12 protein-coding genes are annotated in these 14,806 nt (G+C 73.3%); 1 reads left to right on the top strand and 11 read right to left on the bottom strand.

Going from position 1 to position 14,806, the window contains the following annotated elements:
- Positions 1 to 14: 14 nt before the first annotated feature.
- The 7 genes from ACFVVX_RS14925 to ACFVVX_RS14895 form a co-directional block, all read right to left on the bottom strand.
- Positions 15 to 1,043: a methionine synthase gene (locus ACFVVX_RS14925; RefSeq protein WP_387945348.1), complete on the bottom strand. Its 1,029-nt coding sequence runs from the start codon at positions 1,041 to 1,043 to the stop codon at positions 15 to 17.
- Positions 1,044 to 1,165: 122 nt separating this feature from the next.
- A complete protein-coding gene (locus ACFVVX_RS14920; RefSeq protein ID WP_387945346.1) occupies positions 1,166 to 3,268 on the bottom strand; it encodes a right-handed parallel beta-helix repeat-containing protein in 2,103 nt (700 codons plus the stop codon).
- Between the two features lie 485 nt (positions 3,269 to 3,753).
- On the bottom strand, positions 3,754 to 6,039 hold the full coding sequence (locus ACFVVX_RS14915) for a right-handed parallel beta-helix repeat-containing protein (protein ID WP_387945344.1): 2,286 nt from the start codon (positions 6,037 to 6,039) through the stop codon (positions 3,754 to 3,756).
- A 213-nt stretch (positions 6,040 to 6,252) separates the two neighbouring features.
- Positions 6,253 to 6,942: an SDR family oxidoreductase gene (locus ACFVVX_RS14910; protein ID WP_387945342.1), complete on the bottom strand. Its 690-nt coding sequence runs from the start codon at positions 6,940 to 6,942 to the stop codon at positions 6,253 to 6,255.
- Between the two features lie 13 nt (positions 6,943 to 6,955).
- The gene (locus ACFVVX_RS14905; protein WP_387945340.1) at positions 6,956 to 7,486 is read right to left on the bottom strand and encodes a TIGR00730 family Rossman fold protein; all 531 of its coding nucleotides are present in this window, start codon (positions 7,484 to 7,486) and stop codon (positions 6,956 to 6,958) included.
- A 46-nt stretch (positions 7,487 to 7,532) separates the two neighbouring features.
- Positions 7,533 to 8,669 (bottom strand): tRNA 2-thiouridine(34) synthase MnmA, encoded by a 1,137-nt coding sequence (mnmA, locus tag ACFVVX_RS14900; protein ID WP_387945338.1) that lies wholly within the window; start codon positions 8,667 to 8,669, stop codon positions 7,533 to 7,535.
- A 44-nt stretch (positions 8,670 to 8,713) separates the two neighbouring features.
- A complete protein-coding gene (locus tag ACFVVX_RS14895) occupies positions 8,714 to 9,901 on the bottom strand; it encodes a cysteine desulfurase family protein (protein ID WP_387945336.1) in 1,188 nt (395 codons plus the stop codon).
- Between the two features lie 180 nt (positions 9,902 to 10,081).
- On the opposite strand from ACFVVX_RS14895, the gene ACFVVX_RS14890 reads away from it, so the two are divergent.
- Positions 10,082 to 10,831, top strand: a complete 750-nt coding sequence (locus tag ACFVVX_RS14890; protein WP_387945334.1) for an IclR family transcriptional regulator — start codon at positions 10,082 to 10,084, stop codon at positions 10,829 to 10,831.
- Here the strand turns inward: ACFVVX_RS14890 and ACFVVX_RS14885 are convergent.
- The 4 genes from ACFVVX_RS14885 to ACFVVX_RS14870 all read right to left on the bottom strand — a co-directional run bounded on the left by ACFVVX_RS14885 (position 10,767) and on the right by ACFVVX_RS14870 (position 14,777).
- Positions 10,767 to 11,426 (bottom strand): trimeric intracellular cation channel family protein, encoded by a 660-nt coding sequence (locus ACFVVX_RS14885; protein ID WP_387945332.1) that lies wholly within the window; start codon positions 11,424 to 11,426, stop codon positions 10,767 to 10,769. The genes ACFVVX_RS14890 and ACFVVX_RS14885 overlap by 65 nt on opposite strands.
- Positions 11,427 to 11,573: 147 nt before the next feature.
- On the bottom strand, positions 11,574 to 12,668 hold the full coding sequence (locus ACFVVX_RS14880) for an ABC transporter ATP-binding protein (protein ID WP_387945330.1): 1,095 nt from the start codon (positions 12,666 to 12,668) through the stop codon (positions 11,574 to 11,576).
- A gap of 34 nt (positions 12,669 to 12,702) precedes the next feature.
- Positions 12,703 to 13,770: an ABC transporter ATP-binding protein gene (locus ACFVVX_RS14875; RefSeq protein WP_387945328.1), complete on the bottom strand. Its 1,068-nt coding sequence runs from the start codon at positions 13,768 to 13,770 to the stop codon at positions 12,703 to 12,705.
- Positions 13,767 to 14,777, bottom strand: a complete 1,011-nt coding sequence (locus ACFVVX_RS14870; RefSeq protein WP_387945326.1) for an ABC transporter permease — start codon at positions 14,775 to 14,777, stop codon at positions 13,767 to 13,769. Before ACFVVX_RS14870 ends, ACFVVX_RS14875 begins: the two co-directional genes overlap by 4 nt.
- Between the last annotated feature and the right edge of the window lie 29 nt (positions 14,778 to 14,806).

Here is a 14,806-nt window from a genome sequence, read left to right as displayed (position 1 = left end):
GCCCTCCTACGTTCTCATTCCGGGTTGTCCACCAGGCTCTGGGCCGCCCTCACGCTCAGTGACAGCGCCTGGCGCGCGTACGCCGGGGAGGCCCCGGCGAGCCCGCAGGTGGGTGTCACCAGCACACGGCGGCCCAGCAGCTCCGGGGCGAACCCGAGCCTGCGCCACAACGTCCTGACACCCTGGACACTACCGGCCGGGTCGGACACTGCCGTTGATTGAGCGGGCGCCTGGTCGGCGGACGGCACGACCCCGGCGAGGATCACGGTGCCCGCCTCGACGGCCTCGCCGAGGTCCTCGTCGCTACGGTCCGTCAGGAGCGAGAAGTCCAGCGAGACTCCGGCCACCCCGGCCCGGCGCAGCAGCGGGATCGGCACGGAGGGGGCGCAGCAGTGCACCACCACGGGCGCGTCCAGGCCCAGGACGACCTCCCGCAGCACCTCCTCGGCGACCTGGCGGTCCACCGAGCGCAGCCGCTGGAAGCCGCTGGCGGTCTTCACCGCGCCGGTCAGGACGGCGGGCAGCGAGGGCTCGTCGAGCTGGAGCACCACCTGCGCGCCGGGGATGCGCGTGCGGACGTCGTCGAGGTGGCGGCGCAGGCCCTCGGTGAGCGAGCCGGCGATGTCGCGGCAGGCGCCGCGGTCGGCGAGCGCCTTCTCCCCGTGCTTGAGCTCGATCGAGGCGGCCAGCGTCCACGGCCCGACGGCCTGCACCTTGAGCGCGCCCCGGTACCCCTGGGTGAACTCCTCCAGTGCGTCCAGGTCCTCGCCGAGCCAGGAGCGGGCGCGCCGGGTGTCCCGGCCGGGCCGGTCGGTGAACCGCCAGCCGCTCGGCTCGGTCTGCGCGAACAGCTCGACCAGCAGGCCGGCCCCGCGTCCGATCATGTCGGCGCCCGGCCCGCGGGCGGGCAGCTCGGGCAGGAACGGCAGCTGCTCCAGGGCACCGGTGGAGGTCTTGGCGGCCTCCCGCGCGTCGGTGCCGGGCAGCGAGCCGACGCCGGTGGCGGCGCCGCGCAGGTCGGGGAAGGACTGTCCGTTGGTCACCCCGGAAGCGTACGAGATCGCGGGTGCGCCGGCGGACGGCCGCGGCCCCGGTCCGAGCGCGGGGCTCGGGCCGGGGCCGCGGGGGGTGCGGGCGGAGCCGCGGGGGGGGTGCGGGCGGGCGGTCAGTAGACCTGGAGGCCGGAGACGTCGACCACGAGGTGCACCGGTGCGTTGCTCGCGTTGTAGAGGGAGATCCGCCCGTCCTTCACCGGGACCACGACCTGGTTGGCGATGGTCTCGCCGGACAGGAAGTTGAGGTTCGAGGCGTTCGGCGCCGCGTCGCCGTGCGGGTACACGGTGAGGTGGCCCTCGTCCCCCGGCTCGGTGACGGTGACGTTCAGGACGACGGCGGCCAGGTTCGGCACGTCGCCGACGTACACGTCCAGGGTGCCCCAGGCCGCGACGGCGCCCGCCGGGCGCTCGCCGCCCTCGCTGTGGGTGACCTCGCGGGTGTCCATGATCCGCGAAGGCCCGACGGCGTAGTAGGTCAGCCGCCCCTCGGCGGCGTAGTAGCCGGCCAGGTCGGCGATCAGGTGCACCGTGCCGCCGGAGGCGTTGTAGAACGACACCTTGCCGTCCTTCACCGGTACCGTCACCAGGTTCGGGATCGTGCGGCCCGCTGGCCAGTTGAGGTTCGACGCGTCCGGCGCCGCGCCGCCGTGCGGGTACACCGTGAGGTGGCCCTCCTGCTGCGGGTCGACCGCCGTCACGTTCATCGTCACCGCCGTCACCCCGGTGGCCGGGATCCCGGCCGCGCCCGCGACCTGCAGGTCCACCGTCCCCCAGGCCGGGACGGCCTGCGCCGACGGGACCCCGATCGGCGCCCGGGTGTCCAGCAGCCTGGCCGGGCCCTGCGGGTGGAAGAGGTCGCCCTTCGGGCCGTAGTAGCCGGCCAGGTCGGCGATCAGGTGCACCGTGCCACCGGAGGCGTTGAAGAAGGACACCTTGCCGTCGTTCACCGGCACCGTCACCAGGTTCGGGATGGTCCGGCCGGCGGTCCAGTTGAGGTTCGACGCCTCCGGCGTGACGTCACCGTGCGGGTAGACCGTGAGGTGGCCCTCCTGCTGCGGATCCGTGACGGTCACGTTCATCGTCACCGCCGTCACCCCGCTCGCGGGGATCCCGGCCGCACCCGCGACCTGCAGATCGACCGTCCCCCAGGCCGGAACGGCCTGCGCCGACGGCACCCCGACCGCGGAGCGCGTGTCCAGCAGCCGGGTCGGACCGGCCGGGGTGAAGAGGCTTCCGAAGTTCAGGGACTCGTACGCGCCCCGGTCCCGGGTGCCGCTGCCGGTACCGGTGTTGGGCACGGTCGGGTCGTCGGTGGCCGGGGTGCCCCAGTTGTCGGCCGCCAGCATCCCCGGCGCGGTCTCGTCCGCCGAGTCGACCATGTGGTAGACGGGCGCGTCGGGGCCCTTGCGGGTCAGGGTCGTCGGCTCGACGAAGTCGTGCGCGCCCTGGCCGGTCGCCGCCGTGAACGCCGGCTGGCCCGCGTACGGGGCACCGGCCCAGGAGTAGGCGCTGCCGCCGCTGGTCGGGTCGGCGAGGTTGTAGTCCGCCTTGGTGGCGCCGGTGGCGCTCTGGGCCACGGTGAGGGCGGTGGCGCGCGCGGCGTTGCCGCCGCAGGCCTGGGTGGCGGACTGCGCCGTGTTCACCGTGTTGTTCTCGACGACCGCGCCGCCGGAGGCGCCGCTCAGCACGATGCCGGGGAAGCACTCCGTCTGCACGGAGTTGCTCACGACCACGGTGTTCGGGGCGCCGTCGACCACGATCCCGGTGCCGTCGGCGCTGCTGCCGGGAGTGACCAGGTTCGTGGTCAGCACCGTCCCGGTGGAGCCGCCGTCGACCCGGAAGGCCGGACCGCCCAGGTGGTGCAGGTTGCCGGTGGCGAAGACGACCCGGTCGGAGCCGTTGGTGATGTGCACACCGCTGCCGCCGGAGCCCTGGACGCCCGTGAAGGACACGTCGTGCCCGCCGTCGACCACCACGACCGGCTTGAAGTACGACCCGACGGTCAGGTTCTCGAACCTGATGTGCTCGGCGCCCTGGACCACGATCGCGCTGGTCGGGAAGTTCGGCGCACCGCCGGTGATGTTGGCGTTGCCGTGGTTCCTGGCCGGGCCGCGGAAGGTGATCGGCGCCTCGGCCGTACCCGAGCGGGTCACCGTCACCGCGGTCTCGACGTAGCCGCCCGCCGCGATCTCCACCGTCTGTCCGGGGAGCACGACCGCGGCTGCGGCGCCGACGTGGCAGAACGGCGCCGTCCGGGCACCCGTGCCGCTGTCGGTGCAGTTGGCGCCCGCGGAGTTGTCGACGTAGAGCGTGGTGGCCGCGGCGGCCGCGCTGCCCGCTCCGAGGGCCGGCAGGCCGATCGTGCCGAGCAGTGTCGCGCCGACGGCCAGCGCTGTGCGAAGTCTGGAAATGGGATTCCCCCCTGGGAGTTCGAAGCACGGTTGGCACCCTGTGGCCCGGCCCGTTCGAGCTGGTCGAACAGCGGGCGGAGCGGATCCTTCCACAGCGGACACGTCCCCGCCAACGCGGTTTCGGCGCCCCGCCGACGCCCCGTCAACAGACCGGCCGACGACCCGTAGGCGGGCTCTCGGCGACCCGCCGCGGCCGTCCCGGAAGGCCCCTCGGGCAGCGCACGGAACGGCCCCGGCACCGAGCGCGGGGCTCGGTGCCGGGGCCGCGGCCGTGCGACGGGGTCCGGTCAGTACTGCTCGGACCCGAACTGGTCGATCACCAGGTGCACGGGGGCGTTGCTCGCGTTGTAGAAGGACACCGTGCCGTCCTTCACCGGGACGACGACCTGGTTGGCGATGGTCTCGCCGGACAGGAAGTTGAGGTTGGACGCGTCCGGCGCGGCGCCGCCGTGCGGGTAGACGGTGAGGTGGCCCTCGGCGCCGGGCTCGGTGACCGTGACGTTCAGCGTCACCGCGGCCGTCCCGGAGTACTGGCTGACGATGACGTCCAGCGTGCCCCAGGCCGGGACGGTGCCCGCCGGGCGGTAGTTGGGCCGGCCGGTCGAGACCCGGGTGTCCATCACCCGGGCCGGCGTGGACGACGGGGCGTAGGCGGTGCGGCCCTCGGCGGCGTAGTAGCCGGCCAGGTCGGCGATCAGGTGCACCGTGCCGCCGGAGGCGTTGTAGAAGGACACCTTGCCGTCCTTCACCGGCACCGTCACCAGGTTCGGGATCGTGCGGCCCGCGGGCCAGTTGAGGTTCGACGCGTCCGGCGCGGCGCCGCCGTGCGGGTACACCGTGAGATGCCCGCCCTGCTGCGGGTCGACCGCCGTCACGTTCATCGTCACCGCCGTCACCCCGGTGGTCGGCACCCCGGCCGCACCCGCGACCTGCAGATCGACCGTCCCCCAGGCGGGGACCGCCTGCGAGCCCGGCACCCCGACCGCGGACCGCGTGTCCAGCAGCCGGGCCGGGCCCTGGGCGTGGAAGAGGTCGCCCTTCGGGCTGTGGTAGCCGGCCAGGTCGGCGATCAGGTGCACCGTGCCGCCGGAGGCGTTGAAGAACGACACCTTGCCGTCCTTCACCGGCACCGTCACCAGGTTCGGGATCGTCTGCCCGGCCGACCAGTTGAGGTTCGACGAGGTCGGTGCGGAGGCGCCGTGCGGGTACACCGTGAGGTGGCCCTCCTGCTGCGGATCCGTGACGGTCACGTTCATCGTCACCGCCGTCACCCCGCTCACGGGGATCCCGGCCACACCGGCGACCTGCAGGTCCACCGTCCCCCACGCCGGGACGGCCTGCGCCGACGGGACGCCGACGGCCTCCCGCGTGTCCAGCAGCCGCACCGGACCGGCCGGGGTGAACGCGCTGCCCACGGTCGTGTACTCCGCGGCGCCGCGGTCCCGGGTACCGCTGCCGGTACCGGTGTTGGGCACGGTCGGGTCCTCCCGGGGCGCCTGACCGGAGCGGTCCGTCGCCAGCATCCCGGGGGCGTTCTCGTCGGCCGAGTCGATGAGGTGGCTGACCGGCCGGTCCGGGCCCTTCCAGAACGTGGTGGGCGCCACGAAGTCGTGCGCGCCCTGGCCGGTCGCCGCCGTGAACGCCGGCTGCCCGGTGTACCGGACGCCGGCCCACTCGTAGGCCGCGCCGCCGCTGCGGGAGTCGACGACGTTGTAGTCCACCTTGGTGCCCGCGGTGGCGCTCTGGGCCACGGTGATGCCCGTGGCCCAGTCGGCCCACTCGCCGGAGCAGGCCGCGTCGTTGAAGTCGTGGCCGGAGTTGACCGCGTTGTTCTCCACCGTGGCGCCGCCCGAGGCGCCGGTCAGCACGATGCCGGGCGAGCAGGACCCCAGCGTGCTGTTGCTCACCACCACGGTGTTCGGGGCGCCGTCGACCAGGATGGCCGCGCGGTCCGCACCGGCACTGGAGATGACGTAGTTCGTCGTCAGGACCGTCCCGGTGGAGCCGCCGTCCACGGTGACGGACGGGCCCTGGGCGCCGAAGAGGCTGCCGCGGGCGAAGCGGACCTGGCCGGAGCCGTTGGTGATGTGCACACCGGCGGCGCTGGATGTGCTGATCCCGGTGAACGAGACGTCGTGTGCGCCGTCCACCAGCACGGCCGGCTTCTGCGGGACGGTGGCCACCGCCAGGTACTCGAACCTGACGTTCTCGGCGCCCCTGACGGTGATGCCGCCGCCCGGACGGGCCGAGGAGCCGATCTCGGCGCTCCCGCCGTACCCGGGCTCGTAGGGCGAGGGACCGCGGAAGGTGATCGGCGCGGCGGCCGTACCGGAGCGGGTGATCGTCAGGTCGCCCTCGTCGTAGGCGCCCTGGGCGATCTGCACGGTCTGCCCGGGCTGGACGACGGCGGCCGCGGCGGCCACATGGCAGAACGGGGCGGCCGCGGTACCGGTGCCGCCGTCGGTGCAGTGGGCACCGGCGGCGTTGTCGACGTGGAGCGTGGTGGCCTCGGCGACGGCGCCGCTCGCACCGACGGCCGGCAGGCCGACCGTGCCGAGCAGCGTGGCACCCACGGCCAGCGCTATGCGGGTTCGAGAAATGTGGTCCCCCTGGTGATGTGCGGCATGACACCGGATCGTTCCCTCGCCGAGCGGCCTCCGGCCACAGGGCAACGGGATCATGCCACACCCAGGTTGACGGCTACACCCGGGTTCCGGCAGCCGTCCGCACCCGCCCGGAACGGGAAGTCGGCCACTCCGACTTCCCACTCCGGGCGGGCCGGGGGGCTACCGCCCCGGGCGGACGGTGATGTCGGTGATCTCGGCGTCGCGCGGCAGGTCGAGGGCGGTGAGCAGGGCCTTCACCACGGACTCCGGGTCGATCCAGCGGTCGCCGTCGTACTCCTTGCCCTCCTGCTGGTGGACCTTCACCTGCATCGCGGTGGCGACCCGGCCCGGGTAGACCGAGGTGACCCGCACGCCGTTGCCGTGCTCCTCCTGGCGCAGCGCGTCGGCGAGGGCCTTCAGGCCGTGCTTGCTCGCCGCGTACGCCGACCAGTCGCCGTGGGCGTTGAGGCCCGCGCCGGAGTTGACGAACACCACCTGGCCCTTGACCAGCCGCAGCGAGGGCAGCAGGAGGCGGGTGAGCTCGGCGGGGGCGACCAGGTTGACGTTGAGGGTCTCCTGCCAGGCCTTGACCGGCAGTTCGCCGACCGGGCCCAGCTCGACCACGCCCGCGATGTGCAGCAGGGAGTCCAGCTCGACGGGCAGCGCCTGGTGGCCGAAGGCCCAGGAGAGCTTGGCCGGGTCCCCGAGGTCGCCGACCAGGGTGCGGGCGTCGGGGAACCGCTCGCGCAGCTGGGCGGCCCGGCGGGCGTCGCGGGCCAACAGCCAGAGTTCGTCCCCGCGTTCGGCGAGTCGCTCGGCGAGGACGGCGCCGATGCCGGAGCCCGCGCCGGTGATCAGATGTGCAGCCATGGTCCTGATCCTCTCAGGCCGCGGTCTTGAGCTGCTCGAACACCTCGGCGGGAGTCTGCGCGAAGCCGATCAGCTCGCCGAGCGGGCGCGGCAGGAAGCCCTCCGCGTCCATCCGCTCCAGCTGCGTGCGCAGGCCCGCGTAGAAGCCCTCGGTGTCGAGGACGATCACCGGCTTGTCGTGCAGCGCGTGCTTCTTGAGCTCCAGCACCTCGGTGACCTCGTCCAGCGTGCCGAGGCCGCCGACCAGCACGACGACGGCGTCGGCCCGCATCAGCAGCTGCGCCTTGCGCTCGGCGAGGTCCCGGGTGGTGATCAGCTCGTCGGCGCCCTGGTAGGCCTTGTGCCTCAGCAGCTCGACGGACACCCCGACCAGCCGTCCGCCCGCCGCCTTCACCCCGTCCGCGAGCAGCCCCATCAGCCCGGCGTGCGAGCCGCCCCACACCAGCGTGTGCCCACCCTCCCCGAGCAGCCGGGCGAACTCGGCGGCGGGGGCGGTGTAGCGGTCGTCGAGCGAGTACGCGGAGCAGAAGACAGAGATATTCATAGTGCTCCCCGGTCTATCACGGACCCGCGGCGGACGAGGACCGGATTTACGCCGGGACGGCCGGGCGCTCGGTGGTGGCGATGGTGGCGGAGCCGACGACGCGGGTGCCGTCGTAGAGGACGACGGCCTGGCCGGGGGCGATGCCGCGTACCGCGGAGTCGAGGTCGACCCGCAGCTCGCCGTCGACGACCGAGGCGGTGACCGGGACCTCCTCGCCGTGGGCGCGCAGCTGGGCGGTGTAGCGGCCGTCGGCCGCCGGGGACCCGCCGCACCAGCGCGGGCGGATGGCGGTCAGCGCGGTGACGTCCAGGCCCTCGACCGGGCCGACCGTGACGGTGTTGTTCACCGGCGAGATGTCCAGCACGTACCGCGGCTTGCCGTCGGCGGCCGGGCGGCCGATCCGCAGGCCCTTGCGCTGGCCGATGGTGAAGCCGTACGCGCCGTCGTGCTCGCCGAGCTTGGTGCCGTCCGCGTCGAGGATGTCGCCGGTGGCGGTGCCGAGGTGCTTGGCCAGGAAGCCCTGGGTGTCGCCGTCCGCGATGAAGCAGATGTCGTGGCTGTCCGGCTTCTTGGCGACGGCCAGGCCGCGCCGCTCGGCCTCCTCGCGGATGACGTCCTTGGTGGTGTCGCCCAGCGGGAACAGCGAGTGGGCGAGCTGGTCGGCGTCGAGCACGCCGAGGACGTAGGACTGGTCCTTGGCGGCGTCCGCGGCCCGGTGCAGCTGGCGCTCCCCGGAGGGCAGGTCGACGATCCGGGCGTAGTGGCCGGTGCAGACGGCGTCGAAGCCGAGTGCGATCGCCTTGTCCAGCAGCGCGGCGAACTTGATCTTCTCGTTGCAGCGCAGGCAGGGGTTGGGGGTGCGGCCGGCCGCGTACTCGGCGACGAAGTCGTCGATCACGTCCTCGCGGAAGCGCTCGGCGAGGTCCCAGACGTAGAACGGGATGCCGATCACGTCGGCGGCGCGGCGGGCGTCCCGGGAGTCCTCGATGGTGCAGCAGCCGCGGGCGCCGGTGCGGAAGGACTGCGGGTTGGCGGACAGCGCCAGGTGCACGCCGGTCACCTCGTGCCCCGCTTCGGCCGCGCGGGCGGCGGCGACGGCGGAGTCCACCCCGCCGGACATCGCCGCGAGCACGCGCAGGCGGCCAGTGGACGGAGCGGTCGGGGCACCGGGGAAGTCAGTCATGATGCCAACAAGAGTACGTGGTCGCGACGGACGCCCGGCCGGGTTTACCGGGCGCGGGCGGCTGCCGCGAGGCCGGCCCTGCGGGCCCGCTGGACGGCCGGCTCGATGGCCGCGGCGAGCGCCGCGACGTCCTCCCGGGTGGAGGTGTGGCCGAGCGAGAACCGCAGCGAGGCACGGGCCAGCAGCGGGTCGACGCCCATCGCCAGCAGCACGTGGCTGGGCTGCGGCACCCCGGCCGAGCAGGCCGAGCCGGTGGAGCACTCGATGCCCTGGGCGTCGAGCAGCATGAGCAGCGCGTCGCCCTCGCAGCCGGGGAAGGAGAAGTGCGCGTTGGCGGGCAGCCGGCCCCCGGGCGCCGGGTCCCCGTTGAGCACCGCGTCGGGGACGGCGGCCAGCACCGAGGCGACCAGCTCGTCGCGCAGCAGCCCCGACCCGGCGGCGTGCTCGGCCCGCCGCTCGACGGCGAGCGCCGCGGCGGCCGCGAAGCCCGCGGCGGCGGGTGCGTCCAGGGTGCCGGAGCGCACGTCGCGCTCCTGGCCGCCGCCGTGCAGCAGTGGGACGGGGGTGGCGCCGCGGGACAGCAGCAGGGCGCCGATGCCGTAGGGGCCGCCGATCTTGTGCCCGGTGACGGTGAGTGCGGTGAGCCCCGACTCGGCGAAGGAGACCGGCACCTGACCGAGCGCCTGCACCGCGTCGGCGTGCATCGGGATGCCGTACTCGGCGGCCACGGCGGCGAGTTCGACGACCGGCTGGACCGTTCCGACCTCGTTGTTGGCCCACATCACGGTGACCAGCGCGACCGTGGACGGGTCCCGTTCGACGGCTTCGCGCAGCGCCGCCGGGTGCACCCGGCCGAGGCCGTCGACCGGCAGGTACTCGACCGTGGCGCCCTCGTGCTCGGAGAGCCAGTGCACCGCGTCCAGCACCGCGTGGTGCTCGACCGGGCTGCACAGCACCCTGGTCCGGGCCGGATCGGCGTCGCGCCGGGCCCAGTACAGGCCCTTGACGGCGAGGTTGTCGGACTCGGTGCCGCCGCCGGTGAGGACGATCTCGCTGGGTCGGGCGCCCAGCGAGTCGGCCAGTGACTCGCGGGACTCCTCGACCACCCGGCGGGCCCGGCGGCCGGACGCGTGCAGGGAGGAGGCGTTGCCGACGACCCCGAGGTGCGCCGTCATCGCGGCGATCGCCTCGGGCAGCATCGGCGTGGTCGCCGCATGGTCCAGGTATGGCATAACCATCCGATTGTAGAGGGCCGCCGACGGGAGCCACGGCCATCGCACCGATCCGGCCATTGCACCGACTGCAACGCGCCGTTGGCCGGGAGGCACCCCGCCGTTGGCCTGCCGCCCGGGGAAGCGGTTAGCCTGACGCCCCACCGCAAATCGGCCGCAGAGGACAGGACTGGGGGCGGAATGTCGCAGTCGGTCGACCGCGCACTCACCATCCTCGGCTCGCTCGGCGACGGCCCGGTCACGCTGGAACAGGCGGCGACCCGGATCGGTGTGCACAAGTCCACGGCGCTGCGGCTGCTGCGCACGCTGGAGGAGCACGGTTTCGTCCACCGGCAGTCCGACCGGCGCTACCGGCTCGGCGGCCGGCTGCTCTCGCTCGCCCACCGGGCGCTGGAGGAGATCGACGTCCGCCAGGTCGCGGCGCCCTACCTGGCCTCGCTCAGCGAGCGCTGCGGCCACACCGTGCAGCTGGCCGTGCTGCAGGACGGCGAGGTGCTGTACCTGGACGAGCTGGCCGGCCGGGGTTCGCCCGCCCGGCCGTCCCGGATCGGGCGGCGCGCCCCGGCGACGGGTACCGCGATCGGCCGGGTGCTGCTGGCCGGCCTGCCGGACGGGGAGGCCGGCCCGGAGGCCCTGAGCGCGGAGCTGGCGGCCGTCCGCCGCCAGGGCTGGGCGGCCGAGTCGGCCGAGCACCGGGAGGCGGTGACCTGCGTGGCGGCCCCGGTGGCGGGCAGCGGCGGGCGGACCATCGCGGCCTGCGCGATCAGCGCCCCGGCGGACCGGGTGGCCCCGGTCGAGCTGGCCCGGCTGCTGCCGGAGCTGCTCTGCACCGCCGAGGCGGTCTCGCTGGCGTACGGCGGCTCGCCTACTCCTCGCTGGTGCGAGAACCGTTGCGGTGCCAGGCCCGCGGCGCGCGCCAGCCGTACTTGAGGGCGAGCATCCGCAGCACGAAGGCGGTCAGCGCTGCCGCTGTCCCGGTGACGGCGGTCAGGTGGTCCAGGCCGATGAGCAGGGCCACCAGGGCCGAGCCGACCAGGGCGGGTACCGCGTAGATCTCCCGGTCCCAGCGCAGCAGCGAGGGGATCTCGCCGGCCAGCACGTCGCGCATCACGCCGCCGCCGGCCGCCGTCACCATGCCGAGCGCCACCGAGGAGACCGCGCCGAGCCCGTAGTCGTGGGCCTTCGCCGTGCCGGTGACGCAGAAGAGGCCGAGGCCGAGTGCGTCGAGGGTCTGCACGGCGCGGTTGATCCGCTCGACCTCCGGGTGCAGGAAGAAGACCACCAGGCCGGCCACCAGCGGCGTGCTGAAGTAGCCGAGGTTGCTGAAGGCCGCCACCGGCGTGGCCCCGATGACCAGGTCGCGCATCACCCCGCCGCCCAGCGCGGTCACCTCGGCCAGCACGCAGATGCCGAAGATGTCCATGTTCTTGCGCACGGCGAGCAGCCCCCCGGAGAGGGCGAAGACGAAGATTCCGACCAGGTCCAGGGTCTGCTGCACGTCGGAGGGGAAGATCTGCGAGGTCACCGGACAACTATGGACCCCGCGGAACCCTCCCCTCCGCCTGCGTCACGCGGACGTCACGTCACGCCACCCACAGTCACCTGGCGTCACCCGGGGTCGCACGACCGCCACCCCGGGCCGCGGGAGCACCACACCGCCGCCACCCCGCCGTCACACCGCCGCGAGCGGCTTCCCGTCCCCGGGCGCGCCCTGCGGCGCGTTCTCCGGGAAGTGGCAGGCCACCTGGTGGCCGCTCTTCAGGGCGGTCAGCGGCGGCTCCTGGCTCGCGCAGACGTCCTGGGCCTTCCAGCAGCGGGTGCGGAAGCGGCAGCCGCTGGGCGGGTTGATCGGGGACGGCACGTCGCCCTTGAGCAGGATCCGCTCGCGCTGCAGCCGCTGCTTGCGGCGCGGGTCGGGCACCGGCACCGCGGACATCAGGGCGTTGGTGTACGGGTGCATCGGCGTCGTGTAGAGCGAGTCCCGGTCGGCGATCTCGACGATCTTGCCGAGGTACATCACCGCGACCCGGTCGGAGACGTGCCGGACCACCGAGAGGTCGTGCGCGATGATCAGGTAGGTGAGGCCCAGCTCGCGCTGGAGGTCGTCGAGCAGGTTGACCACCTGCGCCTGGATGGAGACGTCCAGGGCCGAGACCGGCTCGTCCGCGACGATCATCTTGGGCCGCAGGGCGAGCGCCCGGGCGATGCCGATGCGCTGGCGCTGGCCGCCGGAGAACTCGTGCGGGTAGCGGTTGTAGTGCTCGGGGCTGAGCCCGCACAGCTCCAGCAGCTCCTGGACGGCCTTCTTCACGCCGCCCTCGGTCTTCACCTTCTGCAGCCGGAACGGCGCCCCGACGATGGTGCCCACGGTGTGCCGCGGGTTCAGCGAGGAGTACGGGTCCTGGAAGATCATCTGGATGTCGCGGCGCAGCGGCCGCATCGCACCGGCGCCCAGGTGGGTGATGTCGGTGCCCTCGAACTCGATCCTCCCGCCGGTCGGCTCGTCGAGCCGGGTGACCAGTCGGCCCATGGTCGACTTGCCGCAGCCGGACTCGCCGACGACGCCCAGGGTCTCCCCGGGGTTGACCGTGAAGTCGATGCCGTCGACCGCCCGGACCGCGCCGCTCTGGCGCCGCAGCAGTCCGCTGCGGATCGGGAAGTGCCGGGTCAGACCGGTCACCCGGAGCAGCGGCTCGCGGTCGGGGGCGGGTGCCGGCGCGGGCACCTTCTTCATGGGCTGGGGGGCCGCCGCCTGAGTGTCCGTCATCGGTTCTCTCCAGAATGGTGGTACGAAACCGGGCTCACAGCCGGGGCGCGATCTCTTCGGTGAAGATGCGGTGCCGGTCGGCGGCGGCGAGGTGGCACGCCGCGTGGTGCCCGGGGGCGGCCTCGGTCAGGACGGGGACGTCGCTGGTCGAGCGCCCGCCGGTCAGCTCGGCGTACGGGCAGCGCGGGTGGAAGGCGCAGCCGGACGGCACGTTGATCAGGCTGGGCGGGGTGCCCTTGACCGGCAGCAGCCGGTCCTGGAGCTCCCGGTCGAGGCGCGGCATCGAGCCCAGCAGGCCCCAGGTGTAGGGGTGTTCGGGCGCGTCGAAGAGGGTCTCGGCGGGCCCGCGCTCGATGCACTTGCCGCCGTACATGACGAGGATGTCGTCGGCGAGCTCGGCGACCACCCCGAGGTCGTGGGTGATGATGATGACGGCCGAGCCGAACTCCTGCTGGAGGTCGCGGATGAGGTCCAGGATCTGCGCCTGGACGGTGACGTCCAGCGCGGTGGTGGGCTCGTCGGCGATCAGCAGCGAGGGGTCGTTGACCAGCGCCATGGCGATCATGGCGCGCTGGCGCATGCCGCCGGAGAACTGGTGCGGGTAGTCGTCGACCCGGCGGTCGGGCTGCGGGATGCCGACCCGGTCGAGCATCTCGATCGCGCGGGCCCGGGCCTGCTTCTTGGTGGCCTGCGGGTGGTGCACCCGGTAGGCCTCGACGATCTGCGCCCCGACGGAGTAGTACGGGTGCATCGCGGTGAGCGGGTCCTGGAAGATCATCGCCAGCTGGCGGCCGCGCAGTTGCCGGACCCGCTCGGGGCCGGCCGCGATGAGCTCCTCGCCGTCCAGGTGGATCTCGCCGCTGATCCGGGCCCGCTTGGAGCGGTGCAGGCCCATGATGCCGAGCGAGGTGACGGACTTGCCGGAGCCGGACTCGCCGACGATGCCGAGCGTCCTGCCCTTGTGCAGGTCGAAGCTGACCCCGTCGACCGAGCGGACCAGGCCGTCGTCGGTGTCGAAGTGGATCCGCAGGTCCCGTACGGAGAGGAACGGGTCCCCCGCCGGGGCGGCCACGGGCGCCGGGGTCTTCTGGAGCTCGGTCACGACAGCCTCACCCGGGGGTCGACAGCGGCGTACAGGAGGTCGACCACGAGGTTGCAGACGACGATGAAGCAGGCGGCGAGCAGGGTGACGCCGAGGATCTTCGGCAGGTCGTTGTCGGCGATCGCGGAGACCGCGAAGGCGCCGACACCCTGGAGCGAGAACACCTGTTCGGTGATCAGGGCGCCGCCGAGCAGCAGGCCGAGGTCCATGCCGAAGATGGTGACGACCGGGGTGAGCGCGGAGCGCAGCCCGTGCCGCACGACCACCTTGCGTTCGACCAGGCCCTTGGCCCGGGCGGTGCGGATGTAGTCCTCGCTCATCGTCTCCAGCATTCCGGCGCGGGTGAGCCGGGCGTAGAGGGCGGAGTAGAGGAAGGCCAGCGAGATCCACGGGAGGATCAGGTTGCGGGCCCACATCAGCGGGTCGTCGGTGAAGTTGACGTACTGGAGGTTGTCCAGGATCGGCCACTCGTAGCTGAAGAGCGTGAGCAGCAGCGCGCCGGTGAAGAAGACCGGCAGCGAGACGCCGGCCAGCGCGATGCCCATGGAGAGCCGGTCGAAGATCGACTTCGGCTTGAGCGCGGAGACCACGCCGGTGGCGACGCCGGAGACCAGCCACAGCACCGCGGCACCGGTGGCCAGCGACAGCGTGATCGGGATGCGCTTGGTCAGCTCGGGCCAGACCTCCAGGTGGTTCTTGAAGGAGTAGCCGAAGCAGGGCACGTGGCAGGTGGCGGCGTCCGGGCCGAACTTGTACTCGGCCCCGCTGACCAGCGCCTTCAGGAAGCGCCCGTACTGGACGTAGATCGGCTGGTCGAAGCCGAGGTTCTTCTTGATCGCCGCGATCGCCTCGGGGGACGGGTTCTTCCCGATGTACTGCGTGGCCAGCTGGTCGGTCGTCTCGCCGGCCAGGCGCGGCAGCAGGAAGAAGATCGCGAAGGTGACCGCGCTGACCACCAGCAGCAGCACCACGGCCGCGAGCGTCCTGCGGAGGATGTAGGCAAACACAGTTGGGCGGCTCCGGCGGCCCGCCGTCG

The sequence above is a fragment of the Kitasatospora sp. NPDC058170 genome, assembly GCF_042883905.1.
Classification (GTDB): Bacteria; Actinomycetota; Actinomycetes; order Streptomycetales; family Streptomycetaceae; genus Kitasatospora.
The sequence above is the reverse complement of the archived record's forward strand: the minus strand, read 5'-3'. Positions and strand labels throughout refer to the sequence as shown.